Source organism: Amycolatopsis sp. ATCC 39116 (assembly GCF_000231075.2).
Lineage (GTDB): Bacteria > Actinomycetota > Actinomycetes > Mycobacteriales > Pseudonocardiaceae > Amycolatopsis_E > Amycolatopsis_E tucumanensis.
The window spans coordinates 119,036-140,148 of the sequence record NZ_AFWY03000013.1; the positions used below are offsets into that span (position 1 = coordinate 119,036).

18 protein-coding genes are annotated in these 21,113 nt (G+C 71.3%); 6 read left to right on the forward strand and 12 right to left on the reverse strand.

What is annotated here, in order from left to right:
• Positions 1–24 precede the first annotated feature (24 nt).
• Positions 25–1,170, reverse strand: a complete 1,146-nt coding sequence (locus AMY39116_RS0316950; RefSeq protein WP_027935992.1) for a CaiB/BaiF CoA-transferase family protein — start codon at positions 1,168–1,170, stop codon at positions 25–27.
• Positions 1,167–2,312, reverse strand: a complete 1,146-nt coding sequence (locus tag AMY39116_RS0316955; protein WP_020418822.1) for an acyl-CoA dehydrogenase family protein — start codon at positions 2,310–2,312, stop codon at positions 1,167–1,169. The genes AMY39116_RS0316950 and AMY39116_RS0316955 overlap by 4 nt, the downstream gene beginning before the upstream one ends.
• 91 nt (positions 2,313–2,403) lie before the next feature.
• On the opposite strand from AMY39116_RS0316955, the gene AMY39116_RS0316960 reads away from it, so the two are divergent.
• The 3 genes from AMY39116_RS0316960 (at position 2,404) to AMY39116_RS0316970 (ending at position 7,069) form a co-directional block, all read left to right on the forward strand.
• Positions 2,404–3,006, forward strand: a complete 603-nt coding sequence (locus tag AMY39116_RS0316960; protein WP_020418823.1) for a TetR/AcrR family transcriptional regulator — start codon at positions 2,404–2,406, stop codon at positions 3,004–3,006.
• 33 nt (positions 3,007–3,039) lie between these two features.
• Entirely contained in the window at positions 3,040–5,304 is a 2,265-nt protein-coding gene (locus AMY39116_RS0316965; protein WP_020418824.1) for an excinuclease ABC subunit UvrA, read from the forward strand.
• A 154-nt stretch (positions 5,305–5,458) separates the two neighbouring features.
• Entirely contained in the window at positions 5,459–7,069 is a 1,611-nt protein-coding gene (locus tag AMY39116_RS0316970) for a succinic semialdehyde dehydrogenase (protein WP_020418825.1), read from the forward strand.
• Positions 7,070–7,615: 546 nt separating this feature from the next.
• On the opposite strand, the gene AMY39116_RS0316975 is transcribed toward AMY39116_RS0316970, so the two are convergent.
• The 4 genes from AMY39116_RS0316975 to AMY39116_RS0316990 form a co-directional block, all read right to left on the reverse strand.
• Entirely contained in the window at positions 7,616–10,633 is a 3,018-nt protein-coding gene (locus AMY39116_RS0316975; protein WP_020418826.1) for a helix-turn-helix transcriptional regulator, read from the reverse strand.
• 63 nt (positions 10,634–10,696) lie between these two features.
• The gene (locus tag AMY39116_RS46830) at positions 10,697–10,867 is read right to left on the reverse strand and encodes a hypothetical protein (protein ID WP_020418827.1); all 171 of its coding nucleotides are present in this window, start codon (positions 10,865–10,867) and stop codon (positions 10,697–10,699) included.
• A 166-nt stretch (positions 10,868–11,033) separates the two neighbouring features.
• Positions 11,034–11,234: a DUF397 domain-containing protein gene (locus AMY39116_RS0316985; RefSeq protein ID WP_039791576.1), complete on the reverse strand. Its 201-nt coding sequence runs from the start codon at positions 11,232–11,234 to the stop codon at positions 11,034–11,036.
• A 55-nt stretch (positions 11,235–11,289) separates the two neighbouring features.
• Positions 11,290–12,141 carry a helix-turn-helix transcriptional regulator gene (locus AMY39116_RS0316990; RefSeq protein ID WP_020418829.1) on the reverse strand — a complete coding sequence of 284 codons (852 nt, stop codon included), beginning with the start codon at positions 12,139–12,141 and terminating at the stop codon, positions 11,290–11,292.
• 194 nt (positions 12,142–12,335) lie between these two features.
• On the opposite strand from AMY39116_RS0316990, the gene AMY39116_RS0316995 reads away from it, so the two are divergent.
• Positions 12,336–12,701, forward strand: coding sequence for a hypothetical protein (locus tag AMY39116_RS0316995; RefSeq protein WP_020418830.1), 366 nt, complete (start codon positions 12,336–12,338; stop codon positions 12,699–12,701).
• Positions 12,702–12,736: 35 nt separating this feature from the next.
• Here AMY39116_RS0316995 and tesB read toward each other — a convergent pair whose 3' ends face one another.
• The 4 genes from tesB to AMY39116_RS0317015 form a co-directional block, all read right to left on the reverse strand.
• Positions 12,737–13,675, reverse strand: coding sequence for an acyl-CoA thioesterase II (tesB, locus tag AMY39116_RS0317000; RefSeq protein WP_020418831.1), 939 nt, complete (start codon positions 13,673–13,675; stop codon positions 12,737–12,739).
• Positions 13,676–13,699: 24 nt separating this feature from the next.
• Positions 13,700–15,124 carry a pyruvate kinase gene (gene pyk, locus AMY39116_RS0317005; RefSeq protein ID WP_027935993.1) on the reverse strand — a complete coding sequence of 475 codons (1,425 nt, stop codon included), beginning with the start codon at positions 15,122–15,124 and terminating at the stop codon, positions 13,700–13,702.
• Between the two features lie 56 nt (positions 15,125–15,180).
• Positions 15,181–15,972 (reverse strand): class I SAM-dependent methyltransferase, encoded by a 792-nt coding sequence (locus AMY39116_RS0317010; RefSeq protein ID WP_020418833.1) that lies wholly within the window; start codon positions 15,970–15,972, stop codon positions 15,181–15,183.
• A gap of 264 nt (positions 15,973–16,236) precedes the next feature.
• Positions 16,237–16,905 (reverse strand): DUF2461 domain-containing protein, encoded by a 669-nt coding sequence (locus tag AMY39116_RS0317015; protein WP_020418834.1) that lies wholly within the window; start codon positions 16,903–16,905, stop codon positions 16,237–16,239.
• A gap of 21 nt (positions 16,906–16,926) precedes the next feature.
• Between AMY39116_RS0317015 and AMY39116_RS0317020 the strand changes: the two genes are divergently transcribed.
• Positions 16,927–17,343, forward strand: coding sequence for a DUF1801 domain-containing protein (locus tag AMY39116_RS0317020; RefSeq protein WP_020418835.1), 417 nt, complete (start codon positions 16,927–16,929; stop codon positions 17,341–17,343).
• Here the strand turns inward: AMY39116_RS0317020 and AMY39116_RS0317025 are convergent.
• Together AMY39116_RS0317025 and AMY39116_RS0317030 are read right to left on the reverse strand one after the other, a co-directional pair.
• Positions 17,340–18,533, reverse strand: coding sequence for a glycosyl hydrolase family 18 protein (locus AMY39116_RS0317025; protein WP_020418836.1), 1,194 nt, complete (start codon positions 18,531–18,533; stop codon positions 17,340–17,342). The genes AMY39116_RS0317020 and AMY39116_RS0317025 overlap by 4 nt on opposite strands.
• A 129-nt stretch (positions 18,534–18,662) precedes the next feature.
• Positions 18,663–19,688 (reverse strand): 6-phosphofructokinase, encoded by a 1,026-nt coding sequence (locus AMY39116_RS0317030; protein ID WP_020418837.1) that lies wholly within the window; start codon positions 19,686–19,688, stop codon positions 18,663–18,665.
• Between the two features lie 255 nt (positions 19,689–19,943).
• Here AMY39116_RS0317030 and AMY39116_RS0317035 point away from each other — a divergent pair, with 255 nt between their 5' ends.
• Positions 19,944–21,044, forward strand: coding sequence for a 3-deoxy-7-phosphoheptulonate synthase (locus AMY39116_RS0317035; RefSeq protein WP_020418838.1), 1,101 nt, complete (start codon positions 19,944–19,946; stop codon positions 21,042–21,044).
• Positions 21,045–21,113 lie beyond the last annotated feature (69 nt).

Below are 21,113 nucleotides of genomic sequence, written 5' to 3' on the forward strand. Positions count from 1 at the left end.
CCGCCGGGCCGCGTGGAACCCGCCTCAGGAAGCGATCACCCCCGCCGCTCGCAGCGCCGCGACCCGCTCGGCGTCGTACCCGAGTTCGGCGAGGACGTCCTCGGTGTCCGCCCCCTTCTCGTGGGGCGCCTCGGGCGTCGCGGGCGGCGTGCGGTCGAACCGCGGCGCCGGGGCGGGCTGGACCACGCCGCCGATCTCCACGAACGTCCCGCGCGCCGCGTTGTGCGGGTGCGCCGCCGCCTCCCACGGGCTCAGCACCGGCGTCAGGCACGCGTCTGTGCCCTCCGCCCGCGCCACCAGCTCGTCCCGCGTGAACTTGCCGATCGCCGACGCCAGGATTTCCCGCAGCCGCGGCCACTGGTTCCAGTCCAGGTGCACCGGCAGCTCCGCCGGGTCCAGTTCGAGCACCCGCACCAGGTCGCCCCAGAACCGCATCTCGATCGCCCCGACCGCGACGTACTTGCCGTCCGCGGTCTCGTAGGTGTCGTAGAACGGGGCGCCGCCGTCGAGGACGTTGCCGCCCCGCTCGTTCGGCCACATCCCGGCCGACCGCATCCCGAACAGCTGCGTCATCAGCAGCGCCGCGCCGTCGACCATCGCCGCGTCCACCACCTGCCCGCGACCCGAGGAGGTCCGCTCGTGCAGCGCGGCGAGGATGCCGAACGCCAGCAGCATCCCGCCGCCGGCGAAGTCACCCACGAGGTTGAGCGGCGGCACCGGCCGATCCCCGGCGCGCCCGATGGGTTCGAGCGCGCCGGCGACGCTGAGGTAGTTGATGTCGTGCCCGGCCGCCGAAGCGAGTGGCCCGTCCTGGCCCCAGCCGGTGACCCGGCCGTAGACGATCCGCGGGTTTCGCCCCTGCACGTCTTCCGGGCCCAGCCCCATGCGCTCGGCGACGCCGGGGCGGAACCCCTCGATGAACACGTCGGCCCGGTCGGCGAGCCGCAGCACGACCTCCACGCCCTCGGCGCTCTTGGTGTCCACGCCGATGGTCCGGCGGCCGCGGGTGAGCGGGTCGTTGGGCACGCCGAGGACGTCCGCCCCCGGCTTGGCCCGGTCGACCCGCACCACGTCGGCGCCGAGGTCGGCCAGCAGCGTGCCCGCGAACGGCGCCGGGGCGAGACCGGCCAGCTCGACGACCTTCAGCCCGGCGAGTGGTCCCGCCATCAGAGCGTCCGCGAGATGACTTCGCGCATGATCTCGCTGGTCCCGCCGAAGATGCGGGAGATGCGCAGATCCGTCCACGCGCGCGCGATCGGGTACTCGGTCATGTAGCCGTACCCGCCATGCAGCTGGACGCAGTCGTCGACGACCTTGTTGGCCCGCTCGGTGGTCCACAGCTTGACCATGGCCGCGCCCTGCACGTCCAGCTCGCCCTTGAGGTGCCGCTCGATGCACTGGTCGAGGAACGCGCGGGCCACGGCCGCCTCGGTGGCGGCGTCGGCGAGCTTGAACTTGCTGTTCTGGAAGTTGTAGACCGGGCGGCCGAACGCGGTGCGGCCCTTCGTGTACTCGATGGTGAGGTCGATCGCAGCCTCCATGCCCGCCACCGCGGTGACCGCGATGATCAGCCGCTCCTGCGGGAGCTGCTGCATCATCTGGATGAAGCCCTGGCCCTCCTCGCCGAGCAGGTTCGCCGCGGGCACCCGCACGTCGTCGAAGAACAGCTCGGCGGTGTCCTGGCCCTTGAGGCCGACCTTGTCGAGCACGCGGCCACGGCGGAAGCCCTCGCGGTTGGTCTCGACGACGATCAGCGACACCCCGGCCGCGCCGGCGTCCGGGTCGGTCTTGCAGGCCAGCACCACCAGGTCGGCCATGCCGCCGTTGCTGATGAAGGTCTTGGCGCCGTTGATGACGTACTCGTCGCCCTCGCGCACCGCGCGGGTCTTGATGCCCTGCAGGTCGGAGCCGGTGCCGGGCTCGGTCATGCCGATCGCGCCGACCCACTCGCCGCTGGCGAGCTTGGGCAGCCACTCCTTCTTCTTCTCTTCGGTGGCGTAGTGCAGCAGGTAGTGCGCCACGATCCCGTTGTGCACGGACACGCCCCAGGAGCCGTCGCCGCTGCGGGCCTGCTCCTCGTACAGCACGGCTTCGTGCGCGAAGGTGCCGCCACCGCCGCCGTACTCCTCGGGGATCGAGATGGCGAGCAGCCCGACCTCGCCCGCCTTGGTCCACAGCTCGCGATCGACGGACTTCTGCTCGCTCCACCGCTCCTGGTGCGGCACGAGCTCCTTCTGGCAGAACGCGCGGGCCAGCTCGCGGAACTCGCCCAGGTCCTGCGCCCAGGAACTCTTCGGTGCGGGCAACGGCATCGGTGACCTCCAGCGGTGGAAAACATTACGGACGGAATGTAAGTTCCGACTGGAATGTACATCCGGGGACAGCGCCGGTAAAGGAGGCGACGTGACCGCGCGGGGGCACCGCACACAAGCCGAGCGCCGGGAGCAGACCCGGACCGCCCTGCTCGACGCGACCATCGAATGCCTGGTCGAGCTCGGCTACGCCCGCACGTCGATGCAGGAGATCTGCGCCAGGGCGGGGGTGTCGAAAGGGGCGGCGCAGCACCACTTCGCGGACAAGGCCGACCTGATGGCGGCCGCTGTGGCGCATCTCACGAGCCGGCGGACAGCGGCGCTGGCGGAGTCGTTCACGGACCTGCCGAGCGGCGAGGAGGCCATTCCCGCGGCGATCGACCTGCTGTGGGCCGGTTATTCCGGCACGCTCGCCACCGCAGCGACCGAACTGTGGATCGCGGCGCGCACCGACCCGGCCCTGCGGGCGGCGATCCGGCCGGTCGACCGGGCCCTGGGCCGCGAAACGCTGACGCTGATCCGGAACTTCGCGCCCGACCTGCCCCGCGAGCGCCTGGAGACGCTGTTCTGGCTGACGGTGAACTTCACCCGCGGTCTGGCGCTGGACGCCGAGCTGGGTGGCGCGCCCGCGCGGCGGAAGCAGCTGCTGGAGGAGTGGAAGCGGCTCGCGGTGAGCGCCTATCGCGGCGACTGAACGGGTACTCCGTACGGTGTATAGAGTAGGGGTATGGGACACCCCGCCGACAGCCATGCCCTGATCCGCGTCCTGGGCGCTCGCGTCAACAACCTGCGCGACGTCGACGTCACCATCCCCAAACGCCGCCTCACCGTGTTCACCGGAGTCTCCGGCTCCGGCAAGAGCTCGCTGGTGTTCGGCACGATCGCCGCGGAGTCGCAGCGGCTGATCAACGAGACCTACTCCGCCTTCGTCCAGGGCTCCCTGCCACGGGCCGCTCGCCCCGACGTCGACGTCCTGGAGGGCCTGACCACGGCGATCGTGGTCGACCAGGAGCGGATGACCCCGAACTCCCGCTCCACCGTCGGCACCGCCACCGACGTGCACGCCATGCTGCGTATCGTGTTCTCCCGCCTCGGCGAGCCCAGCGCCGGCCCCGGGTTCCACTACAGCTTCAACCTGCCCGCCGGGGCCTGTCCGCGCTGCGAGGGCACCGGCCAGGTGTCCGAGATCGACCTCGGCGCCGTCGTCGACCGGGACCGGAGCCTGTCCGAGGGCGCCATCCAGGTCCCGGGCTTCACCCCGGACGGCTGGCTCGTGCGCACCTACACCGGCTCCGGGTTCCTCGACCCGGACAAGAAGATCCGCGACTACAGCGACACCGAGCTGCACGACCTGCTGCACCGCGACCAGACCAAGATCCGGCTCGGCGGGTCCAGTATCTCCTACGAGGGCCTGCTCCACCGGGTGCGGAAGTCGTTCCTGTCCAAGGACAAGGACGCACTGCAGCCACACGTGCACGCCTTCGTGGAGCGGGCGGTCACCTTCGCCGCGTGCCCGGAGTGCGGTGGGGCGAGGCTGAACGCGGCGGCGCTGGCCTCCCGCATCGACGGGATCAACATCGCCGACGCCTGCGCCATGCAGATCAGCGACCTGACCCGGTGGGTGCGCGGGCTGAGCGCCCCCTCGGTGGCTCCGCTGCTGGCGAACCTGACCCGCACCCTGGATTCGTTCGTCGAGATCGGCCTCGGCTACCTGTCACTGGACCGGCCGGCCGGGACGCTGTCGGGCGGCGAGGCGCAGCGCGTGAAGATGGTCCGCCACCTCGGCTCCAGCCTGACGGACGTCACCTACGTGTTCGACGAGCCGACCGTCGGGCTGCACCCGCACGACATCCACCGCATGCACGAGCTGCTGCTGCGCCTGCGGGACAAGGGCAACACGGTGCTGGTGGTCGAGCACAAGCCGGAGACGATCCGGATCGCCGACCACGTCGTCGACCTCGGTCCCGGTGCGGGCACCGCGGGCGGGCAGGTCTGCTACGAAGGCGACGTGGAGGGGTTGCGTGCCTCCGGCACGCTCACCGGGCGGCACCTGGGCTACCGCGCCGCGGTCAAGGACAGCGTGCGCGTCCCCACCGGGGCCCTGCCCATCCGCGGCGCCGCCGAGAACAACCTGCGGAAGGTCGACGTGGACGTGCCGCTGGGCGTGCTCACGGTGGTCACCGGGGTGGCCGGGTCCGGCAAGAGCTCGCTGGTCCACGGGGCCGTGGCCCGGCACGAGGGCGTGGTCGTCGTCGACCAGAGCGCGATCCGGGGCTCGCGCCGCTCCAACCCGGCGACCTACACCGGGCTGCTCGACCCGGTGCGCGCCGCGTTCGCCAAGGCCGGCGGGGTGAAACCGGCGTTGTTCAGCTCCAACTCCGAAGGCGCCTGTCCGGCCTGCAAGGGCGCCGGCGTCGTCTACACCGACCTGGCGCTCATGGCCGGGGTGACCACCGTGTGCGAGGAGTGCGAGGGCCGCCGCTTCCAGGCCCACGTGCTGGAACACCGGCTCGGCGGGCGCAACATCGCCGAGGTGCTGGCGATGACGGTCGCCGAAGCCGCGGAGTTCTTCGCCACCGGGTTGCCTGCCGCGCACCGGATCCTGGTGCGGCTGCGCGACGTCGGCCTCGGGTACCTCACGCTCGGCCAGCCGCTGACCACCCTGTCCGGCGGGGAGCGGCAGCGGCTCAAGCTCGCCGTGCACATGGCCGCCGACGCCCCGGTGCTCGTCCTCGACGAGCCGACGACCGGGCTCCACCTGGCCGACGTGGCCCAACTGCTGGAGCTGCTCGACCGGCTGGTGGACAGCGGGCGCTCGGTGGTGGTCGTCGAGCACCACCTGGCGGTCATCGCGCACGCCGACCACGTCATCGACCTCGGACCGGGCGCGGGAAGCGACGGCGGCAGCGTCGTGTTCGAGGGCAGTCCGGCCGAGCTCGCGGCCGCTCGCGCGACGCTGACCGGCGAGCACCTCGCGCGGTACGTGGCGTGACAGGCGGCCGGCCCGGCCCTCGCCCGGGCCGGCCGCCCACTCCTGAGACGTGTGGATCTCCGACTGTGACGTTCCCGAACGAAAAGGGATCCTGGCCATACCGACGGTATGCTGTACTCGCCGGTAACGCCGCCGACCAGCGCCAGGAGGGCCGATGACCAGCACTGCCGCGAACACGGGTGAGGCTTCGACGGGACCGAACACCGTCGGCGGGATCCCCGGCGCGCCCACCGCGGCCCGCGCCGCGCAGCTCGCCCGGCGGGCCGAAGGCGGTCAGGATTCCGCTCCGGTGGAGATCACCGCGCCGTTCACCGGGCTGCCGACCGCGACGCTTCCGCAGGCCACCGACGCAGACGTGCGTGCGGTGTTCGCTGCGGCGCGCTCTTCGCAGCGGGCGTGGGCGGCGCGTCCGGTGGCCGAGCGGCAGCGGGTGCTGAAGCGGCTCGCGGAACTCATTCTGGGCCGTCAGGAGGAGATCCTGAACCTGGTGCAGCTGGAGGCTGGCAAGGCGCGGATCGACGCGTTCGACGAGGTCAGCGCGACGGCCCTGGTCGCGGGCTACTACGGCAAGCACAGCGCGAAGATCCTCGGCGCCCGCCGCGCCGCCGGGGTCATCCCGGTCGCCACGAAGGCGGGCGAGGTGCGTCACCCCAAGGGTGTCGTCGGGGTCATCTCGCCGTGGAACTACCCGCTGGCACTGACCGCGATGGACGTGCTGCCGGCGCTCGCGGCGGGCAACGCGGTGGTGCAGAAGCCGGACAACCAGACCGCGTTGTCGGCGTTGTGGCTGCACGAGCTGGCCGAGGAGGCCGGTCTGCCCGCGGGGGTGTGGCGGATCGTGCTGGGCCGGGGTTCGCGCATCGGCGACGCGATCGTCGAGGAGTCGGACTACCTGTGCTTCACCGGTTCGACGCCGACCGGGAAGGCGCTGGCGGAGAAGGTCGCGAAGCGGCTCACCGGCTATTCGCTGGAGCTGGGCGGCAAGAACCCGATGATCGTCCTGCCGGATGCCGACGTGGCGAAGGCGACGGCCGGTGCGGTGACGGCGTGCTTCTCCTCCGCCGGGCAGTTGTGCGTGTCGGTCGAGCGGATCTACGTGCACGACAACATCCGGGACGAGTTCACGAAGGCGTTCGTGGCGAAGACGAAGGCGCTGAAGCTGGGCGCCGAACTCGGCTTCGCTGCGGACATGGGCTCGTTGACGAGCGCCGACCAGCTGGCGGCGGTGAGCGCCCACGTGGAGGACGCGCGGGCCAAGGGAGCGACTGTGCTCACGGGCGGCCGGGCCCGTCCCGACCTGGGCCCGTTGTTCTACGAGCCGACGGTGCTCACGGACGTGACGGAGGACGTGGCGCTGTTCCGGGAGGAGACGTTCGGCCCGGTGGTCGCGATCTACGGCTACACGGACCTGGATGAGGCCATCGAGCGCGCGAACGACACCGAATACGGCCTGAACGCGAGCGTGTGGTCCGGCAGCGCGGCCGCGGGATGGGCGGTGGCCACCCGGTTGAAGGCCGGAACGGTCAACGTGAACGAAGGCTACGCGGCGACCTTCGGCAGCGTCGGCCTGCCCATGGGAGGCATGAAGGACAGCGGCTTCGGAAGGCGGAACGGCGCCGAGGGACTGCTGAAGTACACCGAAGCACAGTCGATCGCCGTGCAGAGGGGCGTCCGGCTTCGACCGCCTCGCGTGGTGCCGGGGAAGGTTTGGGCTCGGGGCATGACGATCGGACTCCGCCTGCTGGACAAGCTACCGCGCCGGTAGTTGTTCTTTTCGCGGCCCCACAACAAAAACCGCCGCCTGGCAACGTAAAAGCAAGCGACTACCCCAACCAGACCTCCCCCGCCCCCGATCCACAGCCGATCTTTAGTCGCCGACCAGGGTTGTCAAGGCACGCTTTCCCGCCTTGACAACCCTGCTCGGCGACTGAAACACAATCAGGCATCGGGGGCGGGGGTGGTCGGAAGGTGACCGTTTGGCGCCGTGAGGCGCTGTTTCCGCCCGCAGGGCGGGCTCTTCGCCGTGTCAGGCGGCGGTTTAAAGATCAAGAGATGTCCTCGCCGGACGGGCAGGCTCCGGGATGACCTAGGGGTGGGTGCCTCGTCTCGCCCTGGCGAGGTGGTCGCTGTGCGGTCATCCCGTCGCCTTCCGGTTTGTGCATATCACCTTGACCCAGGGCCGCAAGGTTGGCATGTTCGGCTGCCGGTTGGCGGCCTGGGTTGCGGCCCTGGCTCAAGGTGATCGTTGCGTGTCAGGCGACGGGATGACCACCCAGCTCGGGTTATGTTCACTGCACGCCGCTGTGCGCCGTCAGGTTAGTAGGCCCTTGTCGTAGGCGATGGCTACTGCTTCGGCTCTTCGGTTGGCGCCTAGTTTCGCCATCACTCGTGACAGGTGGACGCTCACCGTTTTCTCGCTGATGAACAACTCTTCGCCGACCTGTTTGTTCGTCCGGCCCAGTGCCACTCGTTCCAGCACGGCACGTTCGCGGTCCGTCAGGGGGTCGACGGTGGGGCGCGGGGCTGGTTGTGGCTCCACGCCCGGGATTTCGATGCGGGCGCGCCGGGCGACCTCGCGGACCGCGTCGCGTAGGGGTACTGCCCTCAGGGTGACGGCGACGTCGTGCGCGGCCAGCAACTCCTTCGCGGCCAGACCCGCGTCGCCCTGGGTGGACAACAGCGCTTCGGCGTGGTGCCACCGGCAGATCGCCTGCTCGTAAACCGCGCCGTAGTCGAATGCGGCGACGGCCGCCGCCCACAGTGCGGGGTCCGCTGGGCCTTCCAGGCCGCTCGCGGAGGCTTCGGCCCGTGCCAGCCACGCCCGCCCCTCCGGGCCGAGCGTCTGCGCCCGCGGCTTGCCGTTCGCGCCCGCGTACCGGACGTGCTCGATCAGCTTCCGGCCCGCCGCTACCGCCTGCTCGACCACGCCGTGGTCACCGCGCTTCCGCGCGCTCGCCGACCACGCGGCGGCCGCCTCGACCCCCAGTGCGCCGAGGCGGACGGTGGCGAGCAGGTACCCCTCGTCGAACGACAACAGGAACTCGATGACCTTCCGCACCCACGCGATCGCCTGCTCGTACTCGCCCTGCCACATCGACAGTTCGGCGCCCGTCGCGCCGCTCACGATCGCCGTCAACGGCTCCGCCCGCCAGTGCGGCCGCAACTCCCCCAGGTACTTCTGCGCCGTGTCCACCCGGCCCCGCGCGACCGCGAACGGCAGCCACGACGACGTCATCCGAGCCGCCAGCACACTCGACACGCCCCGCGCCGGCGCGTTCGTGCTCGCCATCGCCGGCCAGTCGCCGCTGAGGTACCGCAACGTCAGGTGCCGCGCACGCATCTCCAAGCCGTAGATGCTCCACGTCAGCCCGGTCTGCTCCGCCCGCTCGATGCCGCGCCGGTAGATGTCCATCGCCGGGCCGTACTCGCCCAGGTCCTCGTAGCTGAACGCCAGGAAGCAGACCGCCCGCAAGGCGACGTTCAGCGACCCCGAGTCCAGCGCCTTGCGCTCCGCCTCCTCCAGACGGGCCCTGGCCTCCTCCGGCTCGCCCGCGGCGTCGTCCAGCGCGCCCAGCGTCACGAGCGCGGCGGCCTCCGCGCCGGTGTTGCCGACGGCCCGCGCGTCCGCGACCGCCGTGTGCGCGTTCCAGCGCGAGTCCTCGTACTGCCCCGCGTTGCGCAGGATCGCGGCGCGCGTGGCCAGCACCCACGCCCGCGTCTTGCTCGGCTCGCCGTCGGAGACCAAGTCCCACGCCTTGTTGATCGCGTCGAGTGCCTCGTGCAGCGTGCCTTCGGCGTTGAGCAGCACCTCGGCCAGCCGCCGCCACACCTTCGCCGCCTTCTCGGGGGGCACACCGGGCCGCAGGTTGTGCACCGACGACCGGCCGTAGGCGATCGCCCGCTCCGGCTCACCCGAGGTGGCCGCGAAGTAGGACGCCTCCTGCAACAGCTTCAGCTCGTCGACACCCTCGGGGCGGTCGGCCTCCGGCACCGCGTCCCAGATCTCCAGCGCCTGCTCGATGTGCCGCAACGCCGCGCCCGGCGCCCCCAGCCGCTCGGCCTCCTCGGCGGCACGCAGCAACGCGGGCAGCGCCGCCTTCAGGTCCCGGCTGCGCAGGCTGTGGTAGGCCAGCTTCGCGTCGTGGCCGCGGCCCTGCGGCGTGCGGCGGATCCGCTCGGCGTAGGCGGCGTGCATGCGGACCCGCTCCCCCGGCAGGAGGTCCGCGTACACCGCTTCCTGCAGCAGCGCGTGCCGGAACGTGTAGGCGCCCCGCTCGATGACCAGCACGTGGTGGTGCACCGCCTCGCGCAGCGCCTCGTCCAGCTCCAGCTCGTCCAGCCCGGTGACCTCGGCCAGCGCCGTGTGCGCCACCGAATCGCCCGCCGCCGAGATCGTCCGGACCACCCGCCGCGCCTCCGGCGACAGCCGTTCCAGCCGGGACAGCAGCACCTCGGCCAGCCCCGCGGGCAGGTCCTCGCACTCGACGCCGGCGGCCATCAGCTCCTCGGCGAAGAACGGGTTGCCCTCCGACCGCTCGGCGACCCAGGCGACGATCTCCGGCGTCACCGGCCCGTCGGCAAGCGCCTCGACGAACGCCCGCGCCTCCGCCGTGCCGAACGGCCGCAGCTCGACGTGCGTGACCACCGGCAGGCGGACCAGCTCCACCAGCATCGCGCGGAGCGGGTGCCGCCGGTGCACGTCCTCCTCCCGGTAGCTGCCGACCACCAGCAACCGCTGCCCCCGCAGGCGGTTGAGCAGGAACGACAGCAGGTTCCGGCTGGACGAGTCGGCCCAGTGCAGGTCTTCCAGCACCAGCACCACCGGCCGGTGCGCGGCGACCTGCGTCAGGACGCCCAGCACCGCGTCGAACAGCTGCAGCTGCCCGAGGTCCTGCTCCGGGCGGACCCGGTACGGCACGTCCCGCTCGCCGGACGTGTCCGGCACCAGGTGCTCGCCGGCCGGGGACGGCGGCATCGCGCCGCCCTGCGGCAGCAACCGCGCGAGCGCAGGCCGGACCCGGACCGCCTCGGCGACCACGGGATCGTCGTCCAGGCTCAGCGGCGCCAGCGCCTCCGCGAACGGCAGGTAGGGCAGACCGCCCTCCCGGACGTCCAGGCACCGCCCTGACAGCACGAGCGCGCCGCGGGAGGAGGCGTGCTCGGACAGCTCGGTCAGCAACCGGGTCTTGCCCACCCCGGCGTCGCCGGACACGAGGACCGCGCCCGCCTCACCCCGCTCGGCAGCGGTGAAGGCAGCACGCAGCCGTCGCATCTCGTCGGCGCGGGCGACCAGTGGGATTCCGGAACCTAGGCGGGGCACGAGCACCATTCTGTCGCACCCCACCGACAATCCCGGCACCCTTTTCGTCGTGGGCGAAACCACGCCCGGCCCTTACCGGGCGCGGGCCAGCTCGACGGTGCTCGGACGGCGCTGCTCCGGCACCCGGACCTCGGTCTTGGCGCGCCCGAACCAGCGGCGGCCGGGACGGCTCGCCTTCTCCAGCTGCTCGCGCCGGTAGGCCACCTCGGCCATGACCGCGTCGTACATGATCTCGTTTCGCATCGGGAGTCCCTCTTCCGGCTCTTCCAGTTCCCCTTGTGAACCTCAGAGTCGTCCTGAGGGCAGGCCCCCGGCATCGGACGATCACCCCGACCCGGACGCGAAACGACCCCTTACCCCGCCTCAGTCCCCTGCTCGGCGGTGTAAGGGGTCGTCCGTTCGGCTTACCTCAGGCGCGGTCGAGCGCACCCACGGCGCGGAGCAGCCCGCGCCAGCTCTCGGCGGACACGTGCAGCTCACCCGCGGCCGGGTTCTTGGAATCACGCACGCCGACTCCCCCGGCGATCATCGCGACCTCGACGCAGTCGTTCCCGCCGCCGCTGTGGCTGCTCTTGCGCCACACCGGGGCAAACGGCTCCACATGGGACATTTCTCCCCGCTCCTCACTTCCCAGGCACACGTTGGTACGGCTCACCCGGCAACCGTTATCCGGAAAAACGTTCGGCGGCCGCGGCGATCACCTCGACCGAGTCGTCCGGTTTCAGAGCCGTCGCACGCAAATGATCGAACATGAGGATATAGCGGCGCACATCGGGGGGCAGCTCGAGGAAAAAACCACCCGAAGTGCTGTCCACGTACACCACATCGGGGTCGGCCTGCTCCGGGAATCCGAGGATCAGGAACGGGCCTTCCATGCCCGGGTGGGCGCCCGCGCCGAAGGGAACGACCTGGATGGTGACGTGCGGCAGCTGCGCGACGGTCAGCAGCCGTTCGGCCTGGTGCGCCATCACCTCCGGCCCGCCGACCACGCGGTGCAGGACCGCCTCGTCGATGACGGCCCAGTACTCCGGCGGGTTCGGGTCGGTCAGCAGCTGCTGGCGGGCCGTGCGCGCGGCGACGCGACGCTGGATGTCGGATTCGTCGGCGTCCGGGCGCATCGCGCGGATGACGGCCCGCGCGTACGGCTCGGTCTGCAGCAGGCCGGGCACGAGCAGCGCCTGGAAGGCCCGCAGCGAGCTGGCGTCGGCCTCCAGCCCGACGAAGGTGCCGGTGAAGACCTCCTTGTAGGCCTGCCACCAGCCCGGCTTGCGGGCCTCGCGGGCGAGCTGGACGAGCGCTTCCCGCTCGTCGCCGGTCATGCCGTACAGCTCCAGCATGTCGCGGGCGTCGCGCGGGGTGACACCGACGTGGCCGGTCTCGATGCGGCTGATCTTCGACGCGGAGCACTCCAGCTTCTCGGCGACCTCGTCGATCGTGAGGTCGGCGGCCTCGCGCAGCCTGCGCAGCTCGCTCGCCAGCCTGCGACGGCGAATCGTAGGACCCTGACCGCGACTCATGTCCGCTCCTCCACTCCGGCCCGCGCATTCCCCCCGGCGGCTCGTGGACAACCCGCTCCATCTAACCAGCAGAATCCGAAAACCCGGCCCCTCCGGCTCACCCCGTTGAGGTATCTTCCGCGATTAGCGGTCTGCAAATTGCATAATGCCGGGGTAATCTCGCTCGCGCGAACTGAACTTCCCCAGGAGGCGGCGTGCTCGACCGCGACACCATCGTCGGTCCACTGCAGACGTCCGTGCAGCGCCGGCTGGACGATCTCGCCCGATCGGTCGACCTCGCCGACCGCGAGCAGGCCGCCGACCTCGCCGCCAGAGAGATCCCGCTGCTGGTGGAAGCCCTGCGCGCCACGCTCGCCACGCACGCGCCGGACGCGCGCGGGCACTGCCCGGTCTGCCGCAGCCGCATGTCCCGGCTGTTGTTCCGGCGCCGCGGCCGGACGCCGTGCCGCGCCTACCTGGCCGCGCAGCTCAGCCTCGGCCCGGGGATCGAGGACGTGGTGCGGCCGCGGACCAAGCACCTGCGGCGCAGGCGGACGGCTTCCCTCAGCCCGCTCGGCTGAGGGACCGCCACACCCCCGCGGCCGGACGCGGAACCTCAGTCCTGCCGCGCGTTCTGCCCGTCCGGTGGCAGCACCCTCAGCAGCCCTTCCTGCACCACCGTCGCCAGCAGTTTCCCGTCCCTGCTGAAGAAGCGGCCGGTGGCGAGCCCGCGCCCGCCGGACGCCGACGGCGACTCCGTGTCGTACAGGAACCACTCGTCGGCGCGGAAGGGCCGGTGGAACCACAGCGCGTGGTCCAGGCTGGCGCCGAGCACGCGGTCCAGGTCCCAGTACACGCCGTGCCGGGCCAGCGGAGAGTCGAGCAGCGTCATGTCCGAGGCGTAGGTCAGGACGCACACGTGCAGCAGCTGGTCGTCCGGCAGCACGCCGTCCGCACGCATCCACACCTGGTTGCGGCCCGGGCGTTCGCCGGTCTGCCTGGTCACCCACGGCGGGTCGTTGACGTACCGGATGTCGATCGGGCGCGGGCGTTTGCGCACGTCCGGCAGCGCCTGCGGGAACTCGGCGAGCCGCTCCGCGTACGTCGGCAGCGTCTCCGGGTCCGGCACCTCCGGCATCGCGTCCGCGTGCTCCAGCCCCGGCTCCGACTTCTGGAACGACGCGGACAACGCGAAGATCGCCTTGCCGTGCTGGACCGCCACCACGCGGCGGGTGGTGAACGACCGGCCGTCGCGGATGCGATCGACCTCGTACACGATCGGGACCCGCGGGTCGCCGCCGCGGATGAAGTACGCGTGCAGCGAGTGCACCCGCCGCTCCGGCGGCACGGTGCGCCCGGCGGCGACCAGCGCCTGCCCGGCGACCTGCCCGCCGAACACCCGCACCGGCGAGTGCGGCGGGCTGACCCCGCGGAAGATGTCCTCCTCGATGCGCTCCAGGTCGAGCAGCGCGACGAGGTTGTCGAGAACGGCCTGCCCGCCGGCGCCTTCCTGGACGTCCAGTCCCGCCGCGGCGTCCCGAGCCAGCTCAGTCATGCGGAGAAGCCTACGGGGCGCCCCTCAGGCGTGGTCGTCCTCACCGAGCTTGTGCACGCGGATCAGGTTGGTCGACCCGACGGTGCCCGGCGGGGAGCCGGCCACGATGACGACCAGGTCGCCGGCCTGGTAACGGCCCGTCTCCAGCATCGCGCGGTCGACCTGCTTGATCATGCGGTCGGTCGAGTCCACCGACGGCACCAGCTCGGTGTGGGTGCCCCAGGTCAGCGCCAGCTGGCTGCGCACGCTCTCCTCCGGCGTGAACGCCAGCAGCGGCAGCCGCGTGTGCAGCCGGGCGAGGCGGCGGACCGTGTCGCCGGACTGCGTGAACGCGACCAGCGCCTTGGCGTTGAGCCGCTCGCCGATGTCCTTCGCCGCGTAGGAGATGACGCCCCGCTTGGTGCGCGGCACGTGCGACAGCGGCGGCACGGCCGGGGTGTCGGCCTCGACGGCCTCCACGATCCGGGACATTGTCTGCACGGTCTCGATCGGGTAGCGGCCCACGCTGGTCTCGCCGGACAGCATGACCGCGTCCGCGCCGTCGAGCACCGCGTTGGCCACGTCGGAGGCCTCGGCGCGGGTCGGGCGCGAGTTGTTGATCATCGAGTCGAGCATCTGGGTCGCGACGATGACCGGCTTGGCGTTCTCGCGGGCGATCTGGATGGCGCGCTTCTGGACCAGCGGCACCTGCTCCAGCGGCAACTCGACGCCCAGGTCGCCGCGGGCGACCATGACGCCGTCGAAGGCCAGCACGATGGCTTCCAGGTTGTAGACCGCCTCGGGCTTCTCCAGCTTGGCGATGACCGGGCGGCGGCCCTTGCCGACGCGGTCCATCACCTGGTGGACCAGGTCGATGTCGGCGGGCGAGCGGACGAAGGACAGCGCGATGAAGTCGGCGCCCAGTTCGAGCGCGAACTCCAGGTCCTCGATGTCCTTGTCGGACAGGGCGGGCACGGAGACGTCCATGCCGGGCAGCGAGACGCCCTTGTTGTTGCTGACCGGGCCGCCCTCGGTGACCTCGCACACGACGTCCGGGCCCTCGACGCCCTTGACGACCAGGCCCACCTTGCCGTCGTCGACGAGCAGGCGGTCGCCCGGCTTGGCGTCCTTGGCCAGGCCCTTGTAGGTGGTCGAGACCCGGTCGTGGGTGCCGGCGACGTCCTCCACGGTGATGCGCACGACGTCACCGGTGCGCCATTCGACCGGGCCGCCCGCGAAGGTGCCGAGCCGGATCTTCGGGCCCTGCAGGTCGGCGAGGATGCCGACCGCGCGCCCGGTTTCGGCCGCGGCCTCCCGGATCAGGTCGTACACCTGCTTGTGGTCGCCGTGGCTGCCGTGGCTGAAGTTCAGCCGCGCCACGTCCATCCCGGCGTCGACAAGGGCTCGCACCTTGTCCGCGGTGGCGGTCGCGGGGCCCATAGTACAAACGATCTTCGCGCGTCGGCTCACGTCCCAATAGCGTAGTCGCTTGTGCCGCGCACGTCTGTACCGATCTCTCGAACGGTTCAGGAAACGTTCACCAGCCAGGTCACCAACGGAAAGGTCAGACCGTCGTCGTCCACCCAATCGGTGAGTTCAGCGGCTAGTTCACCCACGATGGTGATACGGGTCTCCTCGGCCGCGGCGGCGAAGGCCGGGGCGGCGGGTGTGGCGCTCGCCTCGTGCTCGACCATCTCGGCGACCGAGCCGAAGCGGACCGGCACGAGACCGATGCGCAGGCGGACGGAGGTGAAGCCGGCGTCGGTGAACAGCGCGCGCAGCTCCCTGGGCTGGGGCCCGGCGAAGGGCGCGCGCAGGGCGGCGCCGGCTTCGGGGCCGAGGTGGTCCTCGAACGCGCGGGACAGGGCGGCGAACTGGGGGTGGAAGCGGGCGTCGCGCCACATCGCGACGGCGATCCGGCCGCCGGGCTTGAGGACCCGCCGCCACTCGTGCGCGGCGGCGGCGCGGTCGGGCAGGAACTGCAGGCCCTGCTGGCAGGTGACCAGGTCGAAGGTGTGGTCCGGGAGGTCGAGCCGGGTGGCGTCACCGTGCAGCCAGCGAACGCCGGAGGGCTTGGACCGGGCGACGGCGAGCATGCCTTCGTTGAGGTCGACACCGGTCACCGCGGCGGCGAGCGGCTCGGCAGCGCGGGCGACGACGCCGGTGCCGCAGGCGACGTCGAGAACCTGGTCATTCGGCTGCGGCGCGGCGAGGTCGAGGAGCTGCCGGGCGCACTCGGCGAAGAACGCGGGGACCAGGTAGCGCTCGTAGGCGGCCGGGCCCTCGGCGGCGAGCTGGAAGGTGGCGGCGTTGCTCATCCGGTCAGGATGCGCGCGGCGCCGGCGCAGGTGAAGGGGCTTTGGTCAGCGGCGCCCGGGTCTGGCGAAGGGAGCCTGGACGGGGCGGCGGTGCCCCGTCGAGGGAAGCTTCTCCGGCGCCCTGCCCCGGCGCCGGTGCAGGGGCTTTCGTCAGCAGCGCGGCACAGCGCACGGGCGACGGGGCCCGGCCGGTGAAGCGCCCTCCGGTCAGCGGCGCGGCACAGCGCACGCGCGAGAGAGCCCAGCCGGTAAAGCGCCCTCCGGTCAGCGGCGCGGCTTCTCGCTGATGCCGACGTGGTCGCGGGCCCACTCGTTGAACGGGCGGACCTGCCGCCAGGCCTTGCGGACCCGGTCGAGGCACGCGCGTTCGTGCAGGGTGTCGTCCGGGTCCCAGGACTTCACGGCGTACAGCGAGCGGTGTTTGAGCAGCTCCAGGCGCGGGTGGTCGTCCGGGTAGCCGCGGGGCTTCGTCTTCATCACGTCACCGGCGATGGTCCACCCGGCGCGGCGCAGCTTGGCCAGGATGTCGGCCAGCGCCTTGCCGTGGATTTCGGTGTCGACCGCCTGCCGGTAGCGCGCCAGCTGGTCGGACTGCAGGTGGAAGCAGCCGCCGCCGACGCGCAGTCCCGCCGACGACACCTCCACGTAGTAGGCGCCGCCGCCGCGGCCCTGCTCGACGACCCCGCCGCAGTGGGTCTTGTACGGGGTCTTGTCATGCGAGAACCGCACGTCGCGGTAGGGGCGGAACACCTTGCCCTCGCCGAAGCCCGGCCCGAACTCCGGCGTCAGCTCGGCGAGCAGCGCCTCCATCGGGCCACGCACGTCGGACCGGTAGACCTCGACGTGGTCCTCCCAGTACGGCTTCGAGTTGTCGGCCTCCAGACCGTCGTAGAACTCGACGGCGTGCTCTCCGAATCCGGCGAACTTCGTCACCGCGCCACGATAATCCTCAGGATGGACACGCCTGACAGCTACATCGACGCGCTCGACGAGCCGCGCCGCAGCGACATCCGGGCGCTGCACGAGCTGATCCGGGACACGGTGCCCGAGCTGGCGCCGACGACGGCCTTCGGGATGCTCGGCTACGGCCCCTACCACTACCGCTACGCCAGCGGCCGCGAAGGCGATTCCACGGTGATCGCTCTGAAGAGCAACAAGAACTACATCTCGCTGTACGTCAGCGCGGTGGTCGGCGGCCGCTACCTCGCCGAGAGCTACGCCGACGCGCTGCCGAAGGCCTCGATCGGCAAGAGCTGCATCCGCTTCAAGCGGCTGGCCGACCTCGACACCGGCGTGCTGGCCGAGATCTTCCGCCTGGCACGGGAAAACCCGCCCGGCGAGCTGCACCGGGCGGGTTCCCCGCCGGACTAGGAGTTCATCGCGGTGATCAGTTCCCCGTTGGCCGTGTCGCCGGACAGTTCCCAGAAGAACGCGCCGCCGAGGCCCTGGCTCTTGGCGTAGCTCATCTTCCCGGTGATGGTCGCCGGGGTGTCGTAGCTCCACCACTCCGAGCCGCACTTGGCGTACGCGGTGCCCGCGATCGTGCCGGTCGACGGGCAGCGCGTCTTGAGGATCTTGTAGTCCTCGATGCCCTGCTCGTACTTGCCCGGCGCGGGTCCGGTCGCGGTGCCGCCCGGGGTGGCCTGCGTGACGCCGGTCCAGCCGCGGCCGTAGAACCCGATCCCCAGCAGCAGCTTGCTCGCCGGCACGCCCTTCGACTTGAGCTTCTGGATCGCCGCGTCGGAGTAGAAGCCCGCGGCCGGGATGCCGTCGTAGGAGGTCAGCGGCGAGTGCGGCGCGGTCGGTCCGGTCGGGCTGAAGCCGCCGAAGTAGTCGTAGGTCATCACGTTGTACCAGTCGACGTAGCGCGCCGCGCCGCCGTAGTCCGCCGCGTCGATCTTGCCGCCGGACGAGCCGTCCGCGGTGATCGCGGCGGTCACCAGCTTGCCGCCGAACTTCGACCGCAGCGCCGACATCAGGTTCGTGAACGCCCCCGCGCCGCTGGTGTCACAGGTGGCGCCGCAGGCGTTCGGGTACTCCCAGTCGATGTCGATGCCGTCGAACACGCCGGCCCAGCGCGGGTCGTTGACCAGGTTGTAGCAGGACTCGGCGAACGCGGCCGGGTTCTGCGCGGCCTGGCCGAACCCGCCGGACCAGTTCCAGCCGCCGAAGGACCACAGCACCTTCAGGTTCGGGTACATCTGCTTGAGCTTGCGCAGCTGCCCGAAGTTGCCGCGCAGCGCGCCGGCGTCCCACGTGTCGGCCACGCCGTCCACGCTGTTCGCGGCGGTGTAGGCCATGTCGTAGGCGGCGTAGCTGTCGCCGACGGTGCACTGCCCGTTGGTCACGTTGCCGAACGAGTAGTTGATGTGGGTCAGCTTGGCCGCCGACCCGCTGGTGTGGATGTTCTTGACGTAGTACGCCCGGTCGTAGACGCCCCACTCGGCGAAGTAGCCGAGCAGTTTGCCGACGGGCGCCGCGGTCGCCGCGGGCGGCGCGGCGGTGACCGTCATGAGGAGCGCCGCGAACAAGCCGCCGAACGCGAGAGCGAGTCTGCGCATGATGCCTCCCTGGGAGCCGAAGGGGACATCCGCACGGTAAGAGGACTGGACCACTCGGACAATGGTTCAGACCAATCTGTACGACGAAAGTAGGGGCGCAACGGCGGTTCCGTTGCGCCCCTCGCAATCTCAGCCGAAGAAGACCTCGGCCTCCTCGTAGCGCTCCGGCGGCACGGTCTTCAGCTCCGCGGTCGCCTCGGCGAGCTTGACCCGGACGATGTCGGTGCCGCGCAGCGCGACCATCGTGCCGAAGTCGCCGTCCGCGACCGCGTCCACAGCGTGCAGGCCGAAGCGGGTCGCGAGGACGCGGTCGTAGGCCGTCGGCGTGCCGCCGCGCTGGGTGTGCCCGAGCACGACCGCGCGCGACTCCTTGCCGGTGCGCTTCGCGATCTCGTCGGCCAGCCAGGTGCCGACGCCGCCGAGCTGGACGTGACCGAACGCGTCCTTCTCCCCGGTCCGGAGCACCTCGGCGCCGCCCTCCGGCACCGCGCCCTCGGCGACGACGATGATCGGCGCGTACATCTTCTCGAAGCGGCGCTCGACCCACTCGACGACCTGCTCGACGGAGAACGGCCGCTCCGGGACCAGGATGACGTTGGCGCCGCCGGCCAGGCCGGCGTGCAGCGCGATCCAGCCCGCGTGGCGTCCCATGACCTCGACGACCATCGCGCGGTAGTGCGACTCGGCGGTGGTGCGCAGCCGGTCGATCGCCTCGGTGGCGATGTGCACCGCGGTGTCGAAGCCGAACGTGTAGTCGGTGGCCGCGAGGTCGTTGTCGATCGTCTTGGGCACGCCGACCACGCCGATGCCGTCGTCGGTGAGCTTCTTCGCGACGCCGAGGGTGTCCTCGCCGCCGATCGCGATGAGCGCGTCGACGCCCTGCTCGGCGAGCACGGCCCGGATCTTCTCGACGCCGCCCTCCTCCTTGTACGGGTTGGTCCGCGACGAGCCGAGGATGGTGCCGCCGCGGATCAGGATCTCCTCGACGTCGTCGAGACCGAGCGGACGGCTGTCCCCGGTCAGCGGGCCGCGCCAGCCGGAGCGGAAGCCGACGATCTCCCACCCGTGCGCCTCGATGCCCTTGCGGACCACCGCGCGGATGACCGCGTTGAGCCCGGGGCAGTCGCCGCCACCGGTCAGCACGCCGACACGCATCTGATCAGACCTCCGAAAAGTTGTGCTGGTCACACCTGGCGACCGCCAGAGTAGCGGTAGTCACCCTTGATCGGTAAAGCGGCGGGCGGGGCTGCTAGGGTGTCGGACGTGCAGCGCTATTTCTGGTTTAGCGGGCCGGCCCTGGGTGGGCCAGCCGGCGGCCTCGCTGCGCGCTGACCTTCCACCCTGGAGCCGGATGATCGACCGGCTCGTCAGGGACTCGCGCGGGCCGGTCACCGAAAGGAACCCCCGCACATGTCTCCCAGCGCCTCGACACTCAGCGCAGGCCCCGCGGACGTCACCGAAGGCCTCGACAACCAGCGCACGCTCGGCGTCAGCCCGCTGATCTCCCCCGCCCTGCTGCGGCAGGAGCTGCCGGTGGACGCGGCGATCGCCAAGACCGTCGCGCAGGGCCGGTCGTCGGCCGTCGACATCCTGGGCGGCGACGACGACCGCCTCATCGTGGTCGTCGGCCCGTGCTCGGTGCACGACCCCGCGGCCGCCCTCGACTACGCCCACCGGCTGGCCGAGCACGCCGCCGGTCTGCGCGACGAGCTGCACGTGATCATGCGGGTGTACTTCGAGAAGCCGCGCACCACGCTGGGCTGGAAGGGCCTCATCAACGACCCGGACCTGGACGGCAGCTACGCCGTCAACAAGGGCCTGCGGATGGCGCGCAAGCTGCTGCTGGACATCTCCGCGCTGGGGCTGCCGGTCGGGTGCGAGTTCCTGGACCCGATCACGCCGCAGTTCATCGCCGACACCGTGAGCTGGGGATCGATCGGCGCGCGGACCGCGGCGAGCCAGGTGCACCGCCAGCTGTGCAGCGCGCTGTCCATGCCGGTGGGGATCAAGAACTCCACCGAGGGCGACGTGCAGGTGGCGGTGGACGCGACCCGCGCCGCGGCGGCGAGCCACGTGTTCGCGGGCATCAACAACGACGGCCTGGCCGCGCTGTTCACCACCGCGGGCAACCCCGACTGCCACGTCATCCTGCGCGGCGGTTCCGCGGGCCCGAACTACGACGCCGCGACGGTGGCCGACACGCTCGCGCGGCAGGCGAAGGCCGGGCTGCCGGAGCGGGTGATCATCGACGCGAGCCACGGCAACAGCGGCAAGGACCACGTCCGCCAGGGCGTCGTGGCCGGGGAGATCGCGGACCGGATCGCCGCCGGCGAGCGCGGGATCGCCGGGATCATGCTGGAGAGCTTCCTCGAGGCCGGGCGGCAGGATCTCGTGCTGGGGCGCGCCGACGAGCTGACATACGGGCAGTCGATCACCGATGCGTGCCTGGATTGGCGCAGCACGGGGGAGCTGTTGGATCGGTTGGCTTCGGCTGTGGCTGCTCGGCGGTAGGCGCTACGCGGGTTTCTCAATCGCCGGCTTCGCTTCGCTACGCCCCGATTGAGCCCTCCCGAACCCGAT